At 69.1% G+C, this 17564-nt stretch carries 15 protein-coding genes and 1 tRNA gene; all 16 read right to left on the reverse strand.

The genetic code is table 11. The features are described from left to right. Positions 1-29: 29 nt before the first annotated feature. The 16 genes from gcvH to Q0444_RS12535 all read right to left on the reverse strand — a co-directional run bounded on the left by gcvH (position 30) and on the right by Q0444_RS12535 (position 17557). Positions 30-434, reverse strand: a complete 405-nt coding sequence (gcvH, locus tag Q0444_RS12460) for a glycine cleavage system protein GcvH (protein ID WP_291085652.1) — start codon at positions 432-434, stop codon at positions 30-32. Positions 435-481: 47 nt separating this feature from the next. Beyond that, on the reverse strand, positions 482-1246 hold the full coding sequence (locus Q0444_RS12465; protein WP_291085655.1) for a CDP-alcohol phosphatidyltransferase family protein: 765 nt from the start codon (positions 1244-1246) through the stop codon (positions 482-484). After that, a complete protein-coding gene (secA2, locus tag Q0444_RS12470; protein WP_291085658.1) occupies positions 1243-3540 on the reverse strand; it encodes an accessory Sec system translocase SecA2 in 2298 nt (765 codons plus the stop codon). Before secA2 ends, Q0444_RS12465 begins: the two co-directional genes overlap by 4 nt. Before the next feature lie 87 nt (positions 3541-3627). Further along, on the reverse strand, positions 3628-4767 hold the full coding sequence (locus Q0444_RS12475; protein ID WP_291085661.1) for a hypothetical protein: 1140 nt from the start codon (positions 4765-4767) through the stop codon (positions 3628-3630). Positions 4768-4890: 123 nt separating this feature from the next. Next, on the reverse strand, positions 4891-5328 hold the full coding sequence (locus Q0444_RS12480; RefSeq protein WP_291085664.1) for an SRPBCC family protein: 438 nt from the start codon (positions 5326-5328) through the stop codon (positions 4891-4893). A 1-nt stretch (position 5329) separates the two neighbouring features. After that, positions 5330-7936, reverse strand: a complete 2607-nt coding sequence (gene adhE / locus Q0444_RS12485) for a bifunctional acetaldehyde-CoA/alcohol dehydrogenase (protein ID WP_291085667.1) — start codon at positions 7934-7936, stop codon at positions 5330-5332. 174 nt (positions 7937-8110) lie between these two features. Next, positions 8111-9190, reverse strand: a complete 1080-nt coding sequence (locus Q0444_RS12490) for a linear amide C-N hydrolase (protein ID WP_291085670.1) — start codon at positions 9188-9190, stop codon at positions 8111-8113. A gap of 79 nt (positions 9191-9269) precedes the next feature. Then, the gene (locus Q0444_RS12495; RefSeq protein ID WP_291085673.1) at positions 9270-9971 is read right to left on the reverse strand and encodes a hypothetical protein; all 702 of its coding nucleotides are present in this window, start codon (positions 9969-9971) and stop codon (positions 9270-9272) included. Positions 9972-10077: 106 nt separating this feature from the next. Beyond that, a complete protein-coding gene (locus Q0444_RS12500) occupies positions 10078-11454 on the reverse strand; it encodes a glutamate decarboxylase (protein ID WP_291085732.1) in 1377 nt (458 codons plus the stop codon). Between the two features lie 624 nt (positions 11455-12078). Continuing rightward, positions 12079-12155: transfer RNA gene (locus Q0444_RS12505), tRNA-Pro, on the reverse strand. A gap of 71 nt (positions 12156-12226) precedes the next feature. Next, entirely contained in the window at positions 12227-13693 is a 1467-nt protein-coding gene (der, locus tag Q0444_RS12510) for a ribosome biogenesis GTPase Der (RefSeq protein WP_299023374.1), read from the reverse strand. Continuing rightward, positions 13693-14409, reverse strand: coding sequence for a (d)CMP kinase (cmk, locus tag Q0444_RS12515; RefSeq protein WP_291085679.1), 717 nt, complete (start codon positions 14407-14409; stop codon positions 13693-13695). The genes der and cmk overlap by 1 nt, the downstream gene beginning before the upstream one ends. Further along, positions 14406-15164, reverse strand: a complete 759-nt coding sequence (locus tag Q0444_RS12520) for a pseudouridine synthase (RefSeq protein WP_349679633.1) — start codon at positions 15162-15164, stop codon at positions 14406-14408. The genes cmk and Q0444_RS12520 overlap by 4 nt, the downstream gene beginning before the upstream one ends. A 7-nt stretch (positions 15165-15171) precedes the next feature. Further along, positions 15172-15882 (reverse strand): SMC-Scp complex subunit ScpB, encoded by a 711-nt coding sequence (gene scpB / locus Q0444_RS12525; protein ID WP_291085682.1) that lies wholly within the window; start codon positions 15880-15882, stop codon positions 15172-15174. Further along, entirely contained in the window at positions 15873-16685 is an 813-nt protein-coding gene (locus Q0444_RS12530; protein ID WP_291085684.1) for a ScpA family protein, read from the reverse strand. The genes scpB and Q0444_RS12530 overlap by 10 nt, the downstream gene beginning before the upstream one ends. After that, a complete protein-coding gene (locus Q0444_RS12535) occupies positions 16682-17557 on the reverse strand; it encodes a ParA family protein (protein WP_291085734.1) in 876 nt (291 codons plus the stop codon). The genes Q0444_RS12530 and Q0444_RS12535 overlap by 4 nt, the downstream gene beginning before the upstream one ends. Positions 17558-17564 lie beyond the last annotated feature (7 nt).

The raw sequence follows: 17564 nt of genomic DNA on the forward strand, positions 1-17564 counted from the left end.
CCACCCGCGGGCGGGGCGGGCGGGCCCGATCAGCCCTCCGTGATCTTCGCGTACCCGTCGGAGTCCAACGTCTGCTCGAGCTGTGCCTCGAGATCGTCGACATCCGAGATCTCCAGGACGACGATCCACCCCTCACCGTACGGATCGGAGTTGACGAGCTCCGGCGAGGTCTCCAAGGCGGTGTTGGCCTCGACGATCTTCCCGCTCAACGGCGCGTACAGGTCGGAGACGCTCTTCGGCGACTCGACCTCGCCGAAGGGTTCTCCCGACTCCGTCTCACCACCCACGTCCGGGAGCTGCACGAACACGATGTCGCCGAGCTTCGACTGCGCGTAGTCGGTGATGCCGATGCGGACCCGCGTGTCCGACACCCGTTCCACCCACTCGTGCTCATCGGTGTACCGGAGCTGGTCGGGGATGTTCTGATCGCTCACTGGCGTGCCCTTCTCGCGTGGATCACTTCCGATTCCACCTGGCGACATTACACACCGTCCCGGTGACCTGCGGCAGTCGATCCGGTGCGCTCCGGGGATACGGCTCGCGCGACCCTCCACGCCTGCCACAGGTAGACGGCTCCACTCCAGGTGTACAGCCCCACGCCCCAGTACAGACACGCCTGCCCCAGAATGCGGAGCCCCTCACCGCCGAGCACCCCCGCGTGCCCGGCCAGGAGAAGCGGCAGCGACCAGAACAGCGCGAACGTGGCGGCCTTGCCGAGATAGGTGACCTCGGGCTCGATCCCTCGCCTGCGATACAGCGGCAGGGTCCCCACCAGCAGCGCGTCACGCGCCAGCAGCATCACGACGATCCACACGGGGATGTACCCGGCCACGGCGAACGCCACCGGCACCGAGGCCACCAGGACACGGTCGGCGATCGGGTCGAGCCGTTCTCCCCAGGTCGACCGCATGTTCCACAGTCGCGCGATCTTGCCGTCGAGCCAGTCCGAGACCACCAGTGCGCCGAGGATCCACAGGGCGAGCGTCGGGTCCTCCCACACGAGGATGCTCACGATGAGGACCGGGATCAGCGCGATGCGACCCAACGAGATGACATTGGGAAGGGTCCAGAAGCGGTCGCTGACCTCGGGATCCCCCGGACGCGGTTCGGGCCCGAGCCCCGGCGGGACCGCGGCCGAGAGGTGACCGTCGCGTGGCGGCGGAATCCGGGCGCCGAGGACCTTGCCCTCGCCCGTCCGCCATTCCCGGAGGTCGGTCTCGCGCCTGCCCTCACGCGCAGCGTTCATCGGAAGGTGGACATCATCCCCGAGAAGACGTTGCCCCCCGCCGCCATCGGGTTGTCGTGGACCATGTACGTCCACGTCGAGGTGGGCCGCGCCATCGCGTTGGCCGCCAGGTCGACTCCGGAGTCGGTGAACTCGATCTCAGCGAACGTCGCCTCGGACTCCGCGACGGCGTCCGCGGCGAGATCGCGGAAATGGTCGATCGCGATGCGGTGGAACTCGTCCAGGGGGTTCTCCCTCCCCAGCGCCCGGAGGTGGATCGACTCACGCACGTCGTTCATCGTCTCCAGGTGACGGGCCCAGCCCCGGTCCAGGTGCCAGAGCATGATCTCCCGGCACCCCTGGACCACCGCGTCGCGGCCGTGGGCCTCCACGAGGGCCGCACTCCTCTCGGGGTCATGGGCGGTGAGCTCCTCGAACGCCTTCTCGGTGCGTAGCAGCGCCCCCCGGCGCCGGGCCAGGATGTCCCGCTGCTCGGCGAGGAGCCGGCTGTAGCGCCACGTGTTGGAGTGGATCGCCAGCATCTCGCCCTCGGTGACCCGCTGTGCGTGGTCGACCGCGTCACGACCACGGTTGCCCTTGAGCAGTCCACTCATCCTGTCGTGCGCGTCGGGGATCTTCTCCGGCTCCAGGGCCGAGGTGACGACGGGGTCGTCCATCGCCGCGAAGAACACCGAGCTCCCGGGGTCCCCCTGGCGTCCCGCCCGCCCGCGCAGCTGGTTGTCGAGCCGCTCCGTCCGGTGCCGGCCCGTGCCCACCACGTGCAGACCTCCGAGCTCGACCACCTCGTCGCGGCGAGCCTCGTCGGACCCCCCGAGCCGGATGTCGGTGCCCCGGCCCGCCATCTGGGTCGAGACGGTCACATTGCCCACGTCGCCCGCCTCGGCGATGATCGCCGCCTCCTCCTCGTCGTTCTTGGCATTGAGGACCACGCACGCGACGCCCTTCTCCGACAGCCGCGCCGCCAGGTCCTCGGACTCGGCCACGTCGTGGGTCCCGACGAGCACCGGTTGGCCCGTCGCGTGGATCCGCGCGATGTGCTCGACCAGTGCCCGTGTCTTGCTGTCGGTGTCGATGTAGGTGCGGTCGGCCTCGTCCACACGGATGGTCGGGGTGTTGGGCTCGATCTGGGACACTCCGAGTGAGTAGAACTCACGAAGCTGCGCCCCCGCGGCGAGCGCGGTGCCCGTCATCCCGCACACCCGGTCGTACCTGCCGATGAACGCCTGCACCGTGATGCTGTCGAGAATCTGCCCGGCTTCGGACACCGTGACACCCTCCTTGGCCTCGACGGCCGCCTGGAGTCCGTCCGGCCACCTCTGGAGCTCCGCGACGCGTCCGCGGGAGGCGTTGACGAGCTGGACCCGTCCGTCGCGGACGATGTAGTCCACGTCCCGACGGAGCAGGAAGCAGGCGTGGAGCGCCACGTTGACCTGGACCAGCGTCGTCCCCACGTGGTCGGCGTCGTACAGGTCGCCGATGCCGAGTTCGTTCTCGATCGCCTCCGCACCGTCGTCGGTGAGGAAGATGTTGCGCTTGTCCGAGTCGGTCTCGTAGTGCCGCCCCGGACGCAGCTTCCGGACCGCCGAGAGGATCTCGCCCGTGGGGGCCTCGCCGGAGGTCGATCCGGCCAGGACCAGGGGCACCAGCGCCTCGTCGACCAGCACCGAATCCGCCTCGTCCACCAGCGCAACGTCCGTTGTGGGCGCGATGAGGTCCGCCGGATCGGTGACCAACTGCTCCCGGAGGACGTCGAACCCTATCTCGGACACCGACCCGTAGGTGATGTCGCACGAGTACGCGACCCGACGCTCCTCACGGGTCGACGACTCCGTGACATGACCGACGGTCAGCCCGAGGAGTTCGAACATGGGCCCCATCCACCGGGCGTCCCGGGCTGCCAGGTAGTCGTTGACGGAGATGATGTGGACCGTGTGTCCCTGGAGGGCGTAACCCGCCGCGGCGATCGCACCCGAGAGCGTCTTGCCCTCGCCCGTCGCCATCTCCACCACATCGCCCGCGAACATGCGCAGCGCTCCCTGGAGCTGCACATCGAACGGCCTCATGTCGACAGCCCGGGAGGCCGCCTCCCGGGCCAGCGCGAGGAACCTGGCGAGATCCTCGGCGGAATCCCCGAAGAGCTGCAGGTCGTGTGCCGCGTCGGCGAACTCGTCGTCGTCTATCCCCCCGGCCCAGTCGTCGAACCCGTGGGACGCCTCGACCGCGCTCTGCGCGCGCGAGGTGTCCCGGCCTTGGGTGGAGCCCATGAGCTTCCAGAAGCGGTTGGCGAATCCCACGCGTGGAGTCCTTCCCGGTGACGATCAGATGGTCCCACCGTACGCAGGGGGGAACGCCACCGGCGGCGCACCCCACCGGCGGCGGTGCTAGCGGTCGGGGTCCAGCTGGCCGCGCAACCTGCGCATCGCGTCGGTCGAGAGCATCCGATCCCCCGCCCGGGCCGCCAGGTGCTCGGCAGCGAGGTCCGCAGGGGTGGGGGCATAGGCACCGGACGGCGGTCGCACCCCGTTCTCGCGGGCGATGTCGTCGACCCTCGCGGCCTCGGACACCGCGAGGGCGGCACGGGCCTCCACGGACTCGACGAGCTCGCGGAACGCCACCGCCCGCTCGATCACCTCGGCCCACACTCCGTCGATGGCCTCCCCCATCCCCGTGAGCGTGGTGAATCCGTCCCGCGCGGGCGGGACGCCCGCGGCGGCGGCCGCCTCGCGGAGCCTGCAGAGATCGCCCGCGAGCCCGACTACCTCGTTCTCCGGGTCGAACTGCAGCCGGACCTCCTCCACCGATCGGCCGCCGCGGGCGTAGGCCCGCAGCAGCCTGTCGTACAGCCCACCGACCTCCATGATCATCGCGGTGTACATCTCCGGGATCCGGCGGCGATCCGCCCTGATCTGGGGCAGCGACGGCAGGGATTGGACGACCGACTGGACACGCGGGGGCAGGACGACCCTCCCCATCTCCCGCTGACCGTAGGCCGCGGCCGCCGTTCCCAGCTCGGCGAGGGTCCGGGGCACGAGAGGCACCGGGGCCATGGTGGGCGTGGACGCGAGGGCGTCGAAGAGCCGTCCGCGATCGTCCGTGTCCAGATGCACGCCGCGCCGGCGATCGACCCGGATGTCCTTGATGCGGAAGGCGAAGACGCCGGCGCCCCGGGTGAAGCCTGTCCGCAGGAGGAGGTACCGACGGTCGAGGTCGGCCAGGCGGGTCCTCAGCGCCATCCGGAGCACCGACGGGACCGGGGTCGCGATGATCCGACGAAGGTCGTGACGCTGCTCTTCGATGATCCGGATCTGGTTGAACCCCCCGACGGTGGGGAACGCCATGTTCTGGTGCAGGCGGGTGAGCACGACGTCCGTGATCCTCGGCTCCACCAGACCGCACGCCACCAGCAGTGCCGAGCGGTCGGACAACTCCGCGACCGGGACGTCCCCCACTCCCCTGCACATCCGGTCGACATCGGACACGATCCGTTCCCGGGCCGTCCGCGGCGTGCGCTCGTCAACCATGCGCCTCTCCTCGCCCCGCGCCCCGTGGGCGCGTCAAGTGTCACGGGTCTACCTCACCGGATACAACGGTGGGCCCAGGCCCCGTGTTCCCTGCGTCCACAGGAGGGGTCGCAGGTCACACTCTCAGGCTTCGAGGTGCTTCTTCAAGCCGTTCACCGTGTTGTCGACCAGACCCTTGATCACGCGTCGACGGAGAAGCCCCGGAATGGGGAGATTGTGGTGGATGGTCAGTCGGAACGAGACCGAGGTCGAACCCGGACCGGTCTCCACGAGGTCGTACCGCCCCTCCTGCCCGGTCTGCAGACGCCCCTCGACCATCGACCAGTCCATCCCGTCGTCACGGTGTTCGTAGGACAGGACGTAGGCGTCGGTGCCGACCGTGGCCGAGGCCTTGAACCGGGCGGTGGCGGGAAGCCCGTCGTCCTCGTACACCTCGAGGACCTCGGCTTCCAGGATCTCCGGGACCCACTCGGGCTGGCCCTCGAGGTCGCGGATCGTGTCGAGGACGGTGGACAACGGCGCGGCGATCTCCACCGTCCGATGCGCGGTATCAGTGGGCATCTCAGGCCTTCCCGTAGTAGCCGAGCCGGAGCAGCTCGGTGAGTTCGGCGATCAGCGGCATGCGTGGATTGGTGCGGTTGCTCAGGTCCTGGAAGGCGGTCATCGCCAACTCCGGCAGCGCCGCGAGGAACACCTCTTCGGGGATGCCCAGCTCGGCGAGCGTCCGTGGCATGTCCAATCGGCGCAGGAGGCCGTCCACGCCGTCGAAGAGCCTGCCGCGACTCTCCTCGGGCTCGCGTCCGCCGAACACCACGCGGCCGAGCTGGGCGTACTTGTCCGGGGCGATATAGGCCGAGTACCCGGGGGCCGGCATGAACTTGGTCGGGAGGCTCGCGTTGTACCTGAGGACGTGGGGAAGGAAGACGCCGTTCGCCCGACCGTGCGCGATGCCGAACCGGGCGCCGACCGCGTGTGCGAGGGCGTGGTTGGTCCCGACGAACGCATTGGAGAACGCGAGGCCGGCGAGCGTGGCGGCGTTGGACATGTCCGTCCGCGCGTCGAGGTCGTCCGGGTTGTCGTAGGCGCGCGGGAGAGCGTCGAAGATCAGCCGCGCGGCCTGCACGCAGAACGCGTCGGTGAACGGCGAGGCGAAGATCGACGCCGCCGCCTCCAGCGCATGGGTCAGGGCGTCCACGCCGGTGTCGACGGTCAGGGTGCGGGGCATGGACAGGGTGAGCACGGGATCCACGATCGCCATGTCCGGCACCAGCGAGTAGTCGACCAGCGTCTCCTTGCGGTCACCCACGGTGAGCACCGCGGCGGGCGACACCTCCGACCCGGTACCCGAGGTCGTGGGAACGGCCACCAGACGCAACGTGTGCGGATCCTGCGGGTACTGGGCCATCCGTTTGCGGGGATCGAGGAACGGCAGAGCGAGCTCCTCGAGGCTGACCTCGGGATGCTCGTAGAAGAGCCTGATCGCCTTGGCCGCGTCGATCACCGAGCCGCCGCCGATCGCGATGAGCAGGTCCGGTCGTGACTCCCTGAGCAGATCGACACCGCGGTGGATGGTGGCCTCGTCCGGCTCGGGCTCCACCTCGCTGAACACCCTCAGCCGCTCCACCTGGAGGTGGCGCCTCAACTCGTCGACGACGCCCCGCTGCTCACTCAGCACGTCGGTGATCACCACCACGCTCGTGCAGGGCACCTCGCGCAGGTTCTCCAACGCGCCGGCGTTGAAGAACGTGTTGGCGGGCACACGGAACCACTGGGGCGGCGTGCGACGGTGGGACACCGTCTTGATGTTGAGAAGTTGCATGTAGTTGACGTTCTCCGTCGTGCTCGATCCCCCCCACGTTCCGCAGCCGAGAGAGAAGGTGGGCGTGAGGTTGTTGTAGATACCGCCGAGCGCGCCGACGGCGGTGGGGGCGTTGACCAGGATCCGGCCGGTTCTGACGGCCAGCCCGTACGCGTCGATGACACCGGGGTCCCGGGCGTAGATCGCCGAGGTGTGGCCGAGTCCTCCGTGCTCGGTCACCAGGACGGCGGCGTCGATCCCGTGACGCTCATCCGGGGATCTCACCAGCCCCAGGACGGGCATGAGCTTCTCCTGGACGAGCGGGTGCGAGGCGAGTTCCCCGAGGTCGGACGGGAGCTCGGCCAACAGGATCTTGGTCGCGGGATCGACGGCGATGCCGGCCCGCGCGGCCAGCTCGGGTGCCTGCTGCCCCAACGCCTCGGGATTCACCCTGTCGCCGCACCCGAACGCGAAGTCGGCCAAGGTCCGGGCCTCGTCCGGAGAGAGCAGATGTGCGCCCATGCGCCGGAATTCGGCCACCGTCTCGTCGTAGATCGGGTCGTCGATGATGCAGGTCTGCTCCGCGGGGCAGATGACGGAGGCGTCGAAGGTCTTGGAGATCAGGGTGTCCACCACGGCCCCCTTGATGTCGGCCGTGCGGTGGAGGTAGACGGGCGCGTTGCCGGGCCCCACTCCGAGCGCGGGTTTGCCGGCGGAGTTGGCCAGGCTGACGATCTTCTGACCGCCGGTCACCCAGATGAAGTCGACGTCGGGATGCGCGAAGAGGTAGTGGGTGACCTCGTGCTCGGCCTGGGGCAGCACCTGCAGCGCACCCGGAGGCATCCCGGCCGCCTCCGCGGCCTCCCGCAGGATCTCGACCGTCCGCTCACACGAGCGCACGGCCATGGGCGACGGGCGGAAGATCACCGCGTTGCGGGTCTTGGCCGCGACGATGGCCTTGTAGAGCACGGTCGAGGTGGGGTTGGTGACCGGGGTGATCGCCAGGACCACGCCGATCGGCTCGGCGATGCGCTCGATGTTGCGCGGGATGTCCTCCTCGATCACGCCCACGGACTTCTTGTCCCGGAGGTAGTCGTAGAGAAACTCGGTGGCCACGTAGTTCTTGACCACCTTGTCCTCGAACACACCGAAACCGGTCTCCTCGATGGCGGTGGCGGCGAGCTCCCCCGCCGCCCGGATACCCGCCCGAGCCATGGCCTCGACGATCGCGTCGACCTGCTGCTGGTCGAACCGCCGGAACGCCTCGGCCGCACCGACGGCGTCGGCGACGGCGGAGTCGACCACGGCCGTGTCGATTCCCGACCACTCGTCGGCGTCTCGGCGGATCTCGGTGTCGTGGGTATCGGTCATGGAGCCCCCTGGTCACGGCGTCGGCGGCGCCACTGGGCCGCCCGATTGGTGATCCGACCGTACCCCCGTGAGAGAGTCCTCACCGGGTAATCGCCTCCGCGCTATCCGGAATACCCGGAATACACAGACGAAGGGGTGCCGGTCCCACGGACCGGCACCCCTTCGTCGGACCCTCTACTTCTTGGAGCCGACCAGATCCTGCACGGCGCTCGCCAGAGCGGCGAACTCGTCCTGCTTCCGGGCGATGTACTCCAGAGCCTTCACGCCGGTGGCGACCACCTCGCTGCCCAACTCCCCGACGTCGTGGAACTCCTCGGTCACGTTCCCGGCGAGCCCACCCTCCAGCGCCAGCCGCCCGACCAGGTCGAGCTTGCTGACCCCCGCGCCCTCGCCGAAGTCGACATCGTCGAGGTCCACCCAGACGATGTTCGGCCTGGTGGTCGATTCGAAGACGTAGCGCTTGTTGGTGAGGTCGAGCACCACCTGCCAGATCGTCTGCGACGCGTCCGGCTTGCCGGGCTCGGGCGTCCGGAACGGCTGCGCCGCGTTCCGGATGATGCTGAACATCGCGGCGATCGCGTCGAGCTGCGATTTCGGCTGGACCTGGTGCTCGACGTAGAACGAGGCGCGGGCGAACCTGTCGCTCGCCAGGGTGGAGCCCGGCAACTGCTTGTCTCCGCCGAGTCCCTCGATCTGCTTGACCAGCTCCAGCTGCTTGTCGAACGTCGGGGAATTGGTCATGACCTTGTAGTCACGGCTGTGGTAGACGTCGGGCTTGCCCCCGGTGTACTCGATGATCGCCGAGTCGCCTGACGCATCGTTGATCGCGAGATGCAGCGTCGGCACGAGGTGGCCCGTCGGGTCGAACAACTGGGCGATCTCCACCTGGGAGTCGACCGTCCACTGGACCGCCTCCGCCACGGTTGCGAAGTTGTCCAGGTAGTACTGCAGCCAGACCGACTGGCTGAGCTGGGTGGCCGACGGCTCGGGCTTGCCGTAGTCGGACTCCGCGAGCCACAGGATGTGTCCGGCGAAGCCGGCTTCGTTCATCCCGTCGGTGGCGATGAGGTCGAAGGCGGTGGCGACGATGCTTCCGTACTTCGACTTCCAGGCGAGCGCGCCCTCGACCCCGTCGGTCCGTTCGATCCCGCGGGGGAACTTCCAGAGATTGGTGAGGAGATCCATGTGGAAATCCATGTTCCGGCCGACGATGACCGAACCGGCGGCGTCAGGCCAGACAACGCGTGTACACATATGAAGCCAACTTCCCTTCGATGTTCTTTATGTCCAGGCACCTACGGTGGTGCTGTGGTGGGCGTACTGAGCAGGTCGGTTACACGGCCATCTCGTCCGCGAGGGCGGCTCGACGGTTCCACGCCAACTGAGGAAGTGCGATCGCCGATGCCACGAAGAAGCAGATCGCGCCGACGAGAGTGCCCCAATTGGCCACCGATGCGTCGGCCAGGGAGCCGTCGGAGAGGATGAACGCCCCCACGGCGGAGATACCGAACGCCACGCATCCGATCATGTTGATGTGCGAACCCCACCATTCCGACCGGCCGGGTTCCCAGAGCCTTCCCCGCTCCCGGTAGAAGGCGACGTAGACGAATGCCGCGCTGACGAGGAACGCCACGGACCCACCGGCGTCGGGGTTCCACACCAGCCGTTCCTCGGCGGCCACGGTCCGCGCGGACAGGGCCGCACTGGTGCTGACGTTGAACAGGATCGTGCCCACGCTCTGGATGGCGGCCGCCAGCCACACCGCCCGGAACATCGTGCCGGTCCCGTAGTCGACCTCGGTCGTCGAGGCGCCGCTCAGGACGAACTGCATCAGACCGGCCGCGGTGAAGAACCAGGCGCCGACGAAGCAGAGGATGTTGGTGAGGTTGGACGAGCCCAGGTCCCAGATCCCGACCGCTGTCCCCACCGCGAACAAGGTCGAGCCGATCATGAAGGAGACACTCTGCTTGGTGAGAGTGGGCGCCAGGAACGGGCTCTGCCGGCGAGAAGAGGTCCCGGCCGGGGATCTGGTCATCAAGTGGGAACCTTCCTGAGAATGCGGGCCATGGTGCTCCGGGGAGCCCCGGCCGGTGAGGACGTGAACGACCCTGTCGCCCTCACCGCCGGGCCTCCCGCAGAACTCAGTGCGCGAAGGAGGTGCGCTGCCGCTCGCGCGGGATCGGGGCGTCGAGGTTCTCGAGGAAGTCGACTTCCTCCACGATCGCGGCCAGGAGCAGCTCGGCCAGGTCACGACTGAGTCCGAGCCTCACCACGATCCGCTGCACGACGAGGTCGGACATGTCGTCGGGCATGGGGTAGGCGGGAACCTGCCAGCCACGCATCCGCAACCGGTCCGCGAGGTCGTAGAGGTCCCAGTTGCGGTCACCGCTCTTGAGCTTCCACGCGAAGACCGGGATAGTATCGCCCTTGCTCACCAGCTCGAACGGCTCCATCGCACCGATCTTCGAGGACAGGAACGTCGCGACGTCGATCGACCCCTGCTGAACCGCCCGGTACCCCTCCCGTCCCAGCCGCAGGAACTGGTAGTACTGCAGCAGGACCTGGGCGCCGGAGCGCGAGAAGTTCAGCGCCAGGGTGGGCATGTCCCCACCGAGGTAGCTGACGTGGAAGATCAGGCTCTCCGGGCAGACAGCCTTCGTCCGCCACACGACCCACCCCACGCCGGGGTAGACCAGGCCGTACTTGTGCCCGGACGTGCTGATCGAGTTGACCCGATCGACCTTGAAATCCCATTCCAAATCGGGCTGGCAGAACGGTGCGACCATCGCGCCCGACGCCCCGTCCACATGGATCTTGACGTCGAGCCCCGTCGACGCCTGGATCTCGTCCAGCTTCTCCGCGATCTCCTTCACCGGCTCGTACAGGCCGGTGTAGGTCTGGCCGAGGATCGCGACGACGCCGATCGTGTTCTCGTCGACGTACTTCTCGAGCTCGAAGCCGTCGAGCACGAGGTGCTCCTCGGTGACGGGCACGTAGCGCGCCTCGACGTCCCAGTAGTTGCAGAACTTCTCCCAGACCACCTGGACGCCGGCCGAGAGGATGAGGTTCGGCTTCTCGGTGGACTTACCCTCCGCGCGGCGACGCTCCTGCCACAACCGCTTGAGGGCCAGGCCGCCGAGCATGCACGCCTCGGACGAGCCGACCGTCGAGGTCCCGATGGTGTCGTCCGTGTCCGGGACGTTCCACAGATCGGCGAGGATCCGCCAGCAGCGGTCCTCGATCGCGGCCGTGGCCGGGTACTCGTCCTTGTCGATCATGTTCTTGTCGGCCGTCTCGGCGTAGATCTTCTGGGCGTTCTCGTCCATCCACGTCGAGACGAAGGTCGCGAGGTTGAGCCGCGAGTTCCCGTCGAGCATCGCCTCGTCATGGACGATCTGATACGCCGTGTCGCCCGCCATCATGGACTCGGGCAGCTCGAACTTCGGCAGGGTCGTGGCCTCGCCCGGCCGCGCGAACACCGGGTTGATGCCCAGCTGGGCCTCGTCCGACTGCTCCACGGAATAGCGATATCTCTCAGACACAGGGGCCTCGTTTCTCTGGATGTGGTGGAAAGGGTTGGTGTGGTTTGGGGAGGAGCGTCACACCTCGACCGGCGGGTAGGGCCGGTCTGTGGTGTCGTGACGATTCCTGCGGGCTGCCCGGGGGGACGCGGCGGGGAACGCCACGGTGAGCCCCACGATCACCGCGACCGCGGTGGTGAACCGGTTACCGCCACCCCGCGCGGATCCTGCCGGCTCGCCCTGGTCGAGCCGATGGGTCGCGGAGTCCGCGGGATCCCTGCCTGGGGGTGAGGTGTCAACTCGGGCTGTTCCTTCCACTCGATCCCGAGGCTCCACCTCGTGATCGGCCGTCGCGCCCGGTTCCGGACACCCGGCATCCGGTACCGGATGCTTCCCCGCCACCAAAAACAAATCCTATTGCCAAGAGAAGCTTATCCGCGTCGGCACCCCTCAGGAGTGGGGCGGAGGTGCCGGTCACACCGGTTTGACGCCGCGTCAGGTGCGCAAACGCGCCCGAGCGGCGCGCGGAGAAGTCCCCCCGGGGGGCGCCGGCGGGGGGATCACACGCGGCACCCCCGGACACGACGAAGCCCCGGCGGAATCGATTCCGCCGGGGCTATCTGGTCGGGCTGACAGGATTCGAACCTGCGACCCCTTGACCCCCAGTCAAGTGCGCTACCAAGCTGCGCCACAGCCCGCCCGTCTCCGCGACTCGCGCGGCGACTGGATCAGACTAGCGCACGCCGGTGGAGGCACTCCAATCGGCAGGTCACTTGCGCACCCGCCGCTCCTTGACGCGCACGTTCACACGGACGGGAGAACCGTCGAAGCCGAAGGTCTCGCGCAGGCGCCGCTCGAGGAACCGACGGTAGCCCGCCTCGAGGAACCCGGTGGAGAAGAACACGAACGTGGGCGGCCGGGTGGTGGCCTGCGTGCAGAACCGGATGCGGGGCAGTCGCCCGCCGCGCATCGGTGGTGGGGTCGCGGCCACGACCTCCGCCATCCACGTGTTGAGCGGTCCGGTGGGGATGCGCTTGTCCCACGACTCCAGCGCGGCGTCCATCGCCGGGACCAGCTTGGCGAGCGCGCGCCCTGTCGTCGCGGAGATGTTGACCCGGTGCGCCCAGCTCAGGATCTTCGACAGCTCCCTGTCGATCTCCTTGTCCAGGTCGTACCGCCGGTCCTCGTCCACGAGGTCCCACTTGTTGAACGCGATCACCAGTGCGCGCCCTGCGTCGGCGACCATCGAGATGACCCGCAGGTCCTGCTCGGTGATCGGCTCGGACGCGTCCAGGAGCAGGACCACCACCTCGGCGGCCTCGATGGCACCCCGGGTCCGGAGTGAGGCGTAGTACTCGTGCCCGTAGGCCTGGTTGACCTTGCGTCGCAGTCCGGCGGTGTCCACGAACCGCCACTCCCGCCCTCCGAGCTCGACGAGCGAGTCCACGGGGTCGACGGTGGTGCCGGCCACGTTGTCGACCACCGACCGCTCCTCCCCGGTGAGCTTGTTGAGCAGGCTCGACTTGCCCACGTTGGGCTTGCCGACCAGCGCCACCCGCCGCGGCGCCTCGGTGGTCTCGCGCATCCTCGCCTTGGTCGGCAACTGCCGGAGGATCTCGTCGAGCAGGTCGGCGGTCCCGCGGCCGTGGGCGGCGGAGATCGCGTAGGGCTGATCCAGGCCGAGCCCCCAGAACTCGGCCGCCTCCAGTTCCGCCTTGTCGCTGTCCACCTTGTTGACCGCGAGGATCACGGGCGTGGCGGCGCGGCGCAGGCTCCTGGCCACCGTCTCGTCGGCGGCGGTGATGCCGACGGTCCCGTCGCACACCAGGACGATGAGGTCGGCGGTACCCATGGCGATCTCGGCCTGCTGCGCGATGGACCGGTGCAGCCCCTTTGCGTCCTGCTCCCACCCTCCGGTGTCCTGCACCATGAAGGTCCGGCCGTTCCACAGCGCCTCGTAGGAGACGCGGTCGCGGGTCACGCCGGGGACGTCCTCCACCACCGCCTCGCGGCGTCCGATGATGCGGTTGACCAGGGTGGATTTGCCTACGTTGGGGCGGCCGACGATCGCCACGGTGGGCAGGATCTCCACGCCGTCGACCTCGGCACCGATCTCGTCGGCCCACTCGTCGGCCACGGCGTCCCAGTCGGTGTCGTCGTTCCAGCCGTCCTCGACGGTCTCCTCGCCGGGCCCGGTGGGCAGGTCGAAGTCGGGATGTCCCTCGGTGGTCGCCATCATGCGTTCCCTTCTGCGGTGTCGCTGCGCGACGCGTCGGTGCTGTCGGCGAGTGCGACCAGCCGGTCGAGCACCTCGTCGAGGGTGAGGGTCGAGGTGTCGACCACTGTGGCGTCGGCGGCCGGCCGGAGAGGACTCGCCGCACGCGTGGAGTCCTTGCGGTCCCGCTCGATCACGGCGGCCAGCACCTCGGCGTAGTCGGCGTCCCGGCCCGCCGCCAGGTCCTGCTCCGTGCGGCGGCGGGCCCGGATCTCCGGGCTCGCCGTGAGGTAGACCTTCACCTCGGCGTCCGGGAGCACGACGGTGCCGATGTCGCGCCCCTCGAGCACGACGGTGCCGCCGCCCGAGGCCAGGCGCCGCTGCACCCCCACCAGGGTGGCCCGGACCTCCGGCACGGCGGAGACCGCCGAGACGGCGCCGGTGACGCGGGCGGAGCGGATCTCCTCGCTCACGTCCTCGCCACCCAGCAGGATCCTCTCGGAGCCCGCATCGGTCCCGATCTCCATCGGCAGGTCCGCCGAGGCCGCGATGACCGCCGCGGAGTCGTCCGGGTCCACCCCGGCGCGCAGCACCTGCAGGGTGGCCACGCGGTACATGGCCCCGGTGTCGAGGTAGGCCCCGCCGAGGCGCTCGGCGAGCAACCGCGCGAGCGTGGACTTGCCGGTACCGGCGGGACCGTCGATGGCGATCCGGCGCGTCGGCGTGGACGAGCTCACAGGCCCACCGCCCCGTACAGGTCCGAGACCTCTTTGCGGTTGAGCTTGCGGAAGGTCCCCGCGCGCTGGTCACCCAGGGCGACCGCACCGAACCGGATCCGCACGAGCGACTCGACGGGGTGACCGACCTCGTCGAGGAGCCGACGCACGATGTGCTTGCGCCCCTCGTGGAGCACGACCTTGACCAACGAACGCCCCTCGTGGACGTCGACGATCGAGAACTGGTCGACCTTGGCCGGGCCGTCCTCCAGCTCCACCCCGTCACGGAGCCTCCTGCCCACGCCCTTGCCCACCACCCCGGTCACGGTGGCCATGTACGTCTTGGACACCTCGTAGGACGGGTGCATCAGGCGGTGGGAGAGCTCGCCGTCGTTGGTCACCAGGAGCAGGCCCTCCGTGTCGGCGTCCAACCGCCCCACGTGGAAGAGCCGCTGCCCGGAATCGACCCGGTCCGCGACGAGGTCTCCCACGCAGGGCCGACCCCTCTCGTCGGACATGGTGGTGTGGTAGCCGCGGGGCTTGTTCAGGGCGAGGTAGACCAGGTCGTCGTCGAGCACGATCCGGGTGCCGTCGACGCGGATCACGGCGGTGGCGGGGTCGACCTTGATCCCCATCTCGCGCACGATCTTCCCGTTGACCTCCACCCGCCCGCGGGCGATGAGGTCCTCCGAGGCCCGGCGGGAGGCGATTCCGGCCTGGGCCAGGATCTTCTGGAGGCGGACCGGTGCGCCGTCTCGGCCAGCGGACTCTGTCATGGGTTCGTCACATCTCTTCGTCGTCGTCAGGAGTGGGGTCGGGCGCGGTGTTCCTGCGCCGCCCCACGGGTATCCGCGGATCGTCCGCGGGATCGTCGCTCATCTCGTCGACCAGGTCGACGTCCGGCAGCAGCGGAGCGATGTCCGGGAGCTCGTCGAGCGACGTGAGCCCCAATCTTTCCAGAAATAGCTCCGTGGTCCTATACAGCATGCCCCCGGTGTCCGGGTCGGTGCCGCATTCCACCGTCAGGCCGCGGGCCACGAGGGTCCGCATGACGCCGTCCACGTTGACCCCACGGACCGCCGCGATCCGCGAGCGGGTGACCGGCTGGCGGTAGGCGATCACCGCGAGGGTCTCGAGAGCGGCCCGCGTGAGCGTGGAGCGGGTCCCGTCGGTGAGGAGCCGTTCGACATAGGGGGCGAGCTCTCGACGGGTGTAGAGCCGCCACCCCTCGTCGGTCCGGCGCAGGTCGATTCCGCTGCCCGCCGCGGTGAGATCGTCCCGCCATCCCCGCAGCTCGGCGCCGACCTCCCCGGCCGTCGACCCGGCCGCCGCCGCCAGCGCCCCCTCGCCGGTCGGCTGGTCCACGACCAGCAGGAGCGCCTCCAGCCTGGCCCGCAACGGTGGTTCTGAGGGCTCTGCCGCCTCGTCGTCGTCCCCGATCGGTCCCACACCGCCCCCGTCGCCGTTCACGTCGTCGCCCGTCCTCACGTCCATTCGTCCCTTCCGCGCGTCACCTCGGTGGCGTCCTCGCCGGTCCAGCTCACCAACAGGTCGCCGAGCGCCTCGTCCTGGGCGAGCGACACGGCGCGCGCCCTGTACAACTCCAGGAGCGCGAGGAACCTGGCGACGACGACGAGGGAGTCGTCGCACCCGGAGACCAGCTCCCGGAAATCCACCCAGTGGCCCCTGCCCCGGAACCTCAAGAGCTCGAGGACGCGGCCGGCCTGCTCGGGAACCGAGACGACGGGGGCGTGGACGTGCCCCACCCCCACCTCCTCCAGCGGCCGGGGCCGGAAGGCCACCGCGGCGATGGTGGCGAACTGCCCGGGGTCCACGCCCAGGTCGACCTCGGGCAACAGATCGAGGAACTCGTCGTCCGGGCCCGCCGTCCGCGGGAACGAGTGCCGGGCGGTCCGGTCGAGCTCGGCGAAGAGTTCCGCCACCCGGCGGAACGCCCGGAACTGCAGGAGCCTGGCGAAGAGCATGTCCCGGGCCTGCAACAGGGCCAGGTCCTCGGGATCCTGCACCTCGCCGGACGGCACGAGCCGCGCGGTCTTGAGGTCGAGCAACGTCGCGGCCACCACCAGGAACTCGGTCACCTCCTCGAGGTCGGCCCCCTCCCCCAGCTGGCGGGTGTGGGCGATGAACTCGTCGGTGACGGCGTGGATGGCCACCTCGGTCACGTCGAGCCGCCGGGAGTCGATCAGCTTGAGGAGCAGGTCGAACGGGCCGGTGAAGTTGGTCAGGTGGACGGTGAACGCCCGCGAATCCGGCACCTCGTCCACGGGAGTGCTCACCTGCCGCGCTGGATGACCTCGCGAGCGAGCGCGCGGTAGGCCTGCGCACCCGCCGACCTGGGCGCCCACGTGGTGATGGGCTCACCGGCGACGGTGGTCTCGGGGAACCTCACCGTGCGGGTGACGAGGGTGTCGAACACCTTGTCCCCGAACACCTCCACCACCCGGCTGAGCACGTCGCGCGCATGGACGGTACGGCGGTCGAACATGGTGATGAGGATTCCGGTGAGGTGCAGGCGCGGGTTGATGCGGTCGCGCACCTTCTCGATCGTGTCCGTCAGCAGCGCCAGCCCGCGCAGGGAGAAGTACTCGCACTCCATCGGGATGAGCACCCCGTCCGAGCAGGCCAGCGCGTTGACGGTGAGGAGCCCCAGGGACGGCTGGCAGTCGATCAGGACGTAGTCGTACCGGTCCAGCACCGGGTACAGGGCGCGACCGAGTGCCTGCTCCCGCCCGACCTCGTTGACCAGCTGGATCTCCGCCGCCGACAGGTCGATGTTGGCGGGGATGAGGTCCACGCCCTCGACCCGGGTCCGGACCAGGACCTCCTCGGTGGAGACCGTGTTGTCCACCAGGAGGTTGTACACGGTCATGTCGAGCTGGTGGTGGGGTATGCCGAGCCCGGCCGACAGCGCACCCTGCGGGTCGAGGTCCACCACCAGGACCCTCCGGCCGTACTCTGCCAGGGCTGCGGCCAGGTTGATCGTGCTGGTGGTCTTGCCGACGCCACCCTTCTGGTTGCACATCGACAGGACGGTGGCCGGCCCGTGGGTGGACAGGGGCTGCGGCTCGGGGATCGCGGAGAATCCTCCGCCGGCCGCCGGGTCGTCGGCTCCCAGGAGTTCCGCGCGGGAGAACAACGCGGGATCCATCACCCCA

The organism is uncultured Dietzia sp. (assembly GCF_937873725.1).
GTDB lineage: Bacteria > Actinomycetota > Actinomycetes > Mycobacteriales > Mycobacteriaceae > Dietzia.

Coding starts and splice junctions, on each gene's coding strand:
- Q0444_RS12465 (WP_291085655.1), bottom strand. CDS start 1,246: ATGAACGCTGCGCGTGAGGGCAGGCGCGAGACCGACCTCCGGGAATGG.
- Q0444_RS12480 (WP_291085664.1), bottom strand. CDS start 5,328: ATGCCCACTGATACCGCGCATCGGACGGTGGAGATCGCCGCGCCGTTG.
- Q0444_RS12490 (WP_291085670.1), bottom strand. CDS start 9,190: ATGTGTACACGCGTTGTCTGGCCTGACGCCGCCGGTTCGGTCATCGTC.
- der (WP_299023374.1), bottom strand. CDS start 13,693: ATGGCGACCACCGAGGGACATCCCGACTTCGACCTGCCCACCGGGCCC.
- Q0444_RS12535 (WP_291085734.1), bottom strand. CDS start 17,557: ATGGATCCCGCGTTGTTCTCCCGCGCGGAACTCCTGGGAGCCGACGAC.
- Q0444_RS12495 (WP_291085673.1), bottom strand. CDS start 9,971: ATGACCAGATCCCCGGCCGGGACCTCTTCTCGCCGGCAGAGCCCGTTC.
- Q0444_RS12520 (WP_349679633.1), bottom strand. CDS start 15,164: ATGACAGAGTCCGCTGGCCGAGACGGCGCACCGGTCCGCCTCCAGAAG.
- adhE (WP_291085667.1), bottom strand. CDS start 7,936: ATGACCGATACCCACGACACCGAGATCCGCCGAGACGCCGACGAGTGG.
- Q0444_RS12475 (WP_291085661.1), bottom strand. CDS start 4,767: ATGGTTGACGAGCGCACGCCGCGGACGGCCCGGGAACGGATCGTGTCC.
- scpB (WP_291085682.1), bottom strand. CDS start 15,882: ATGGACGTGAGGACGGGCGACGACGTGAACGGCGACGGGGGCGGTGTG.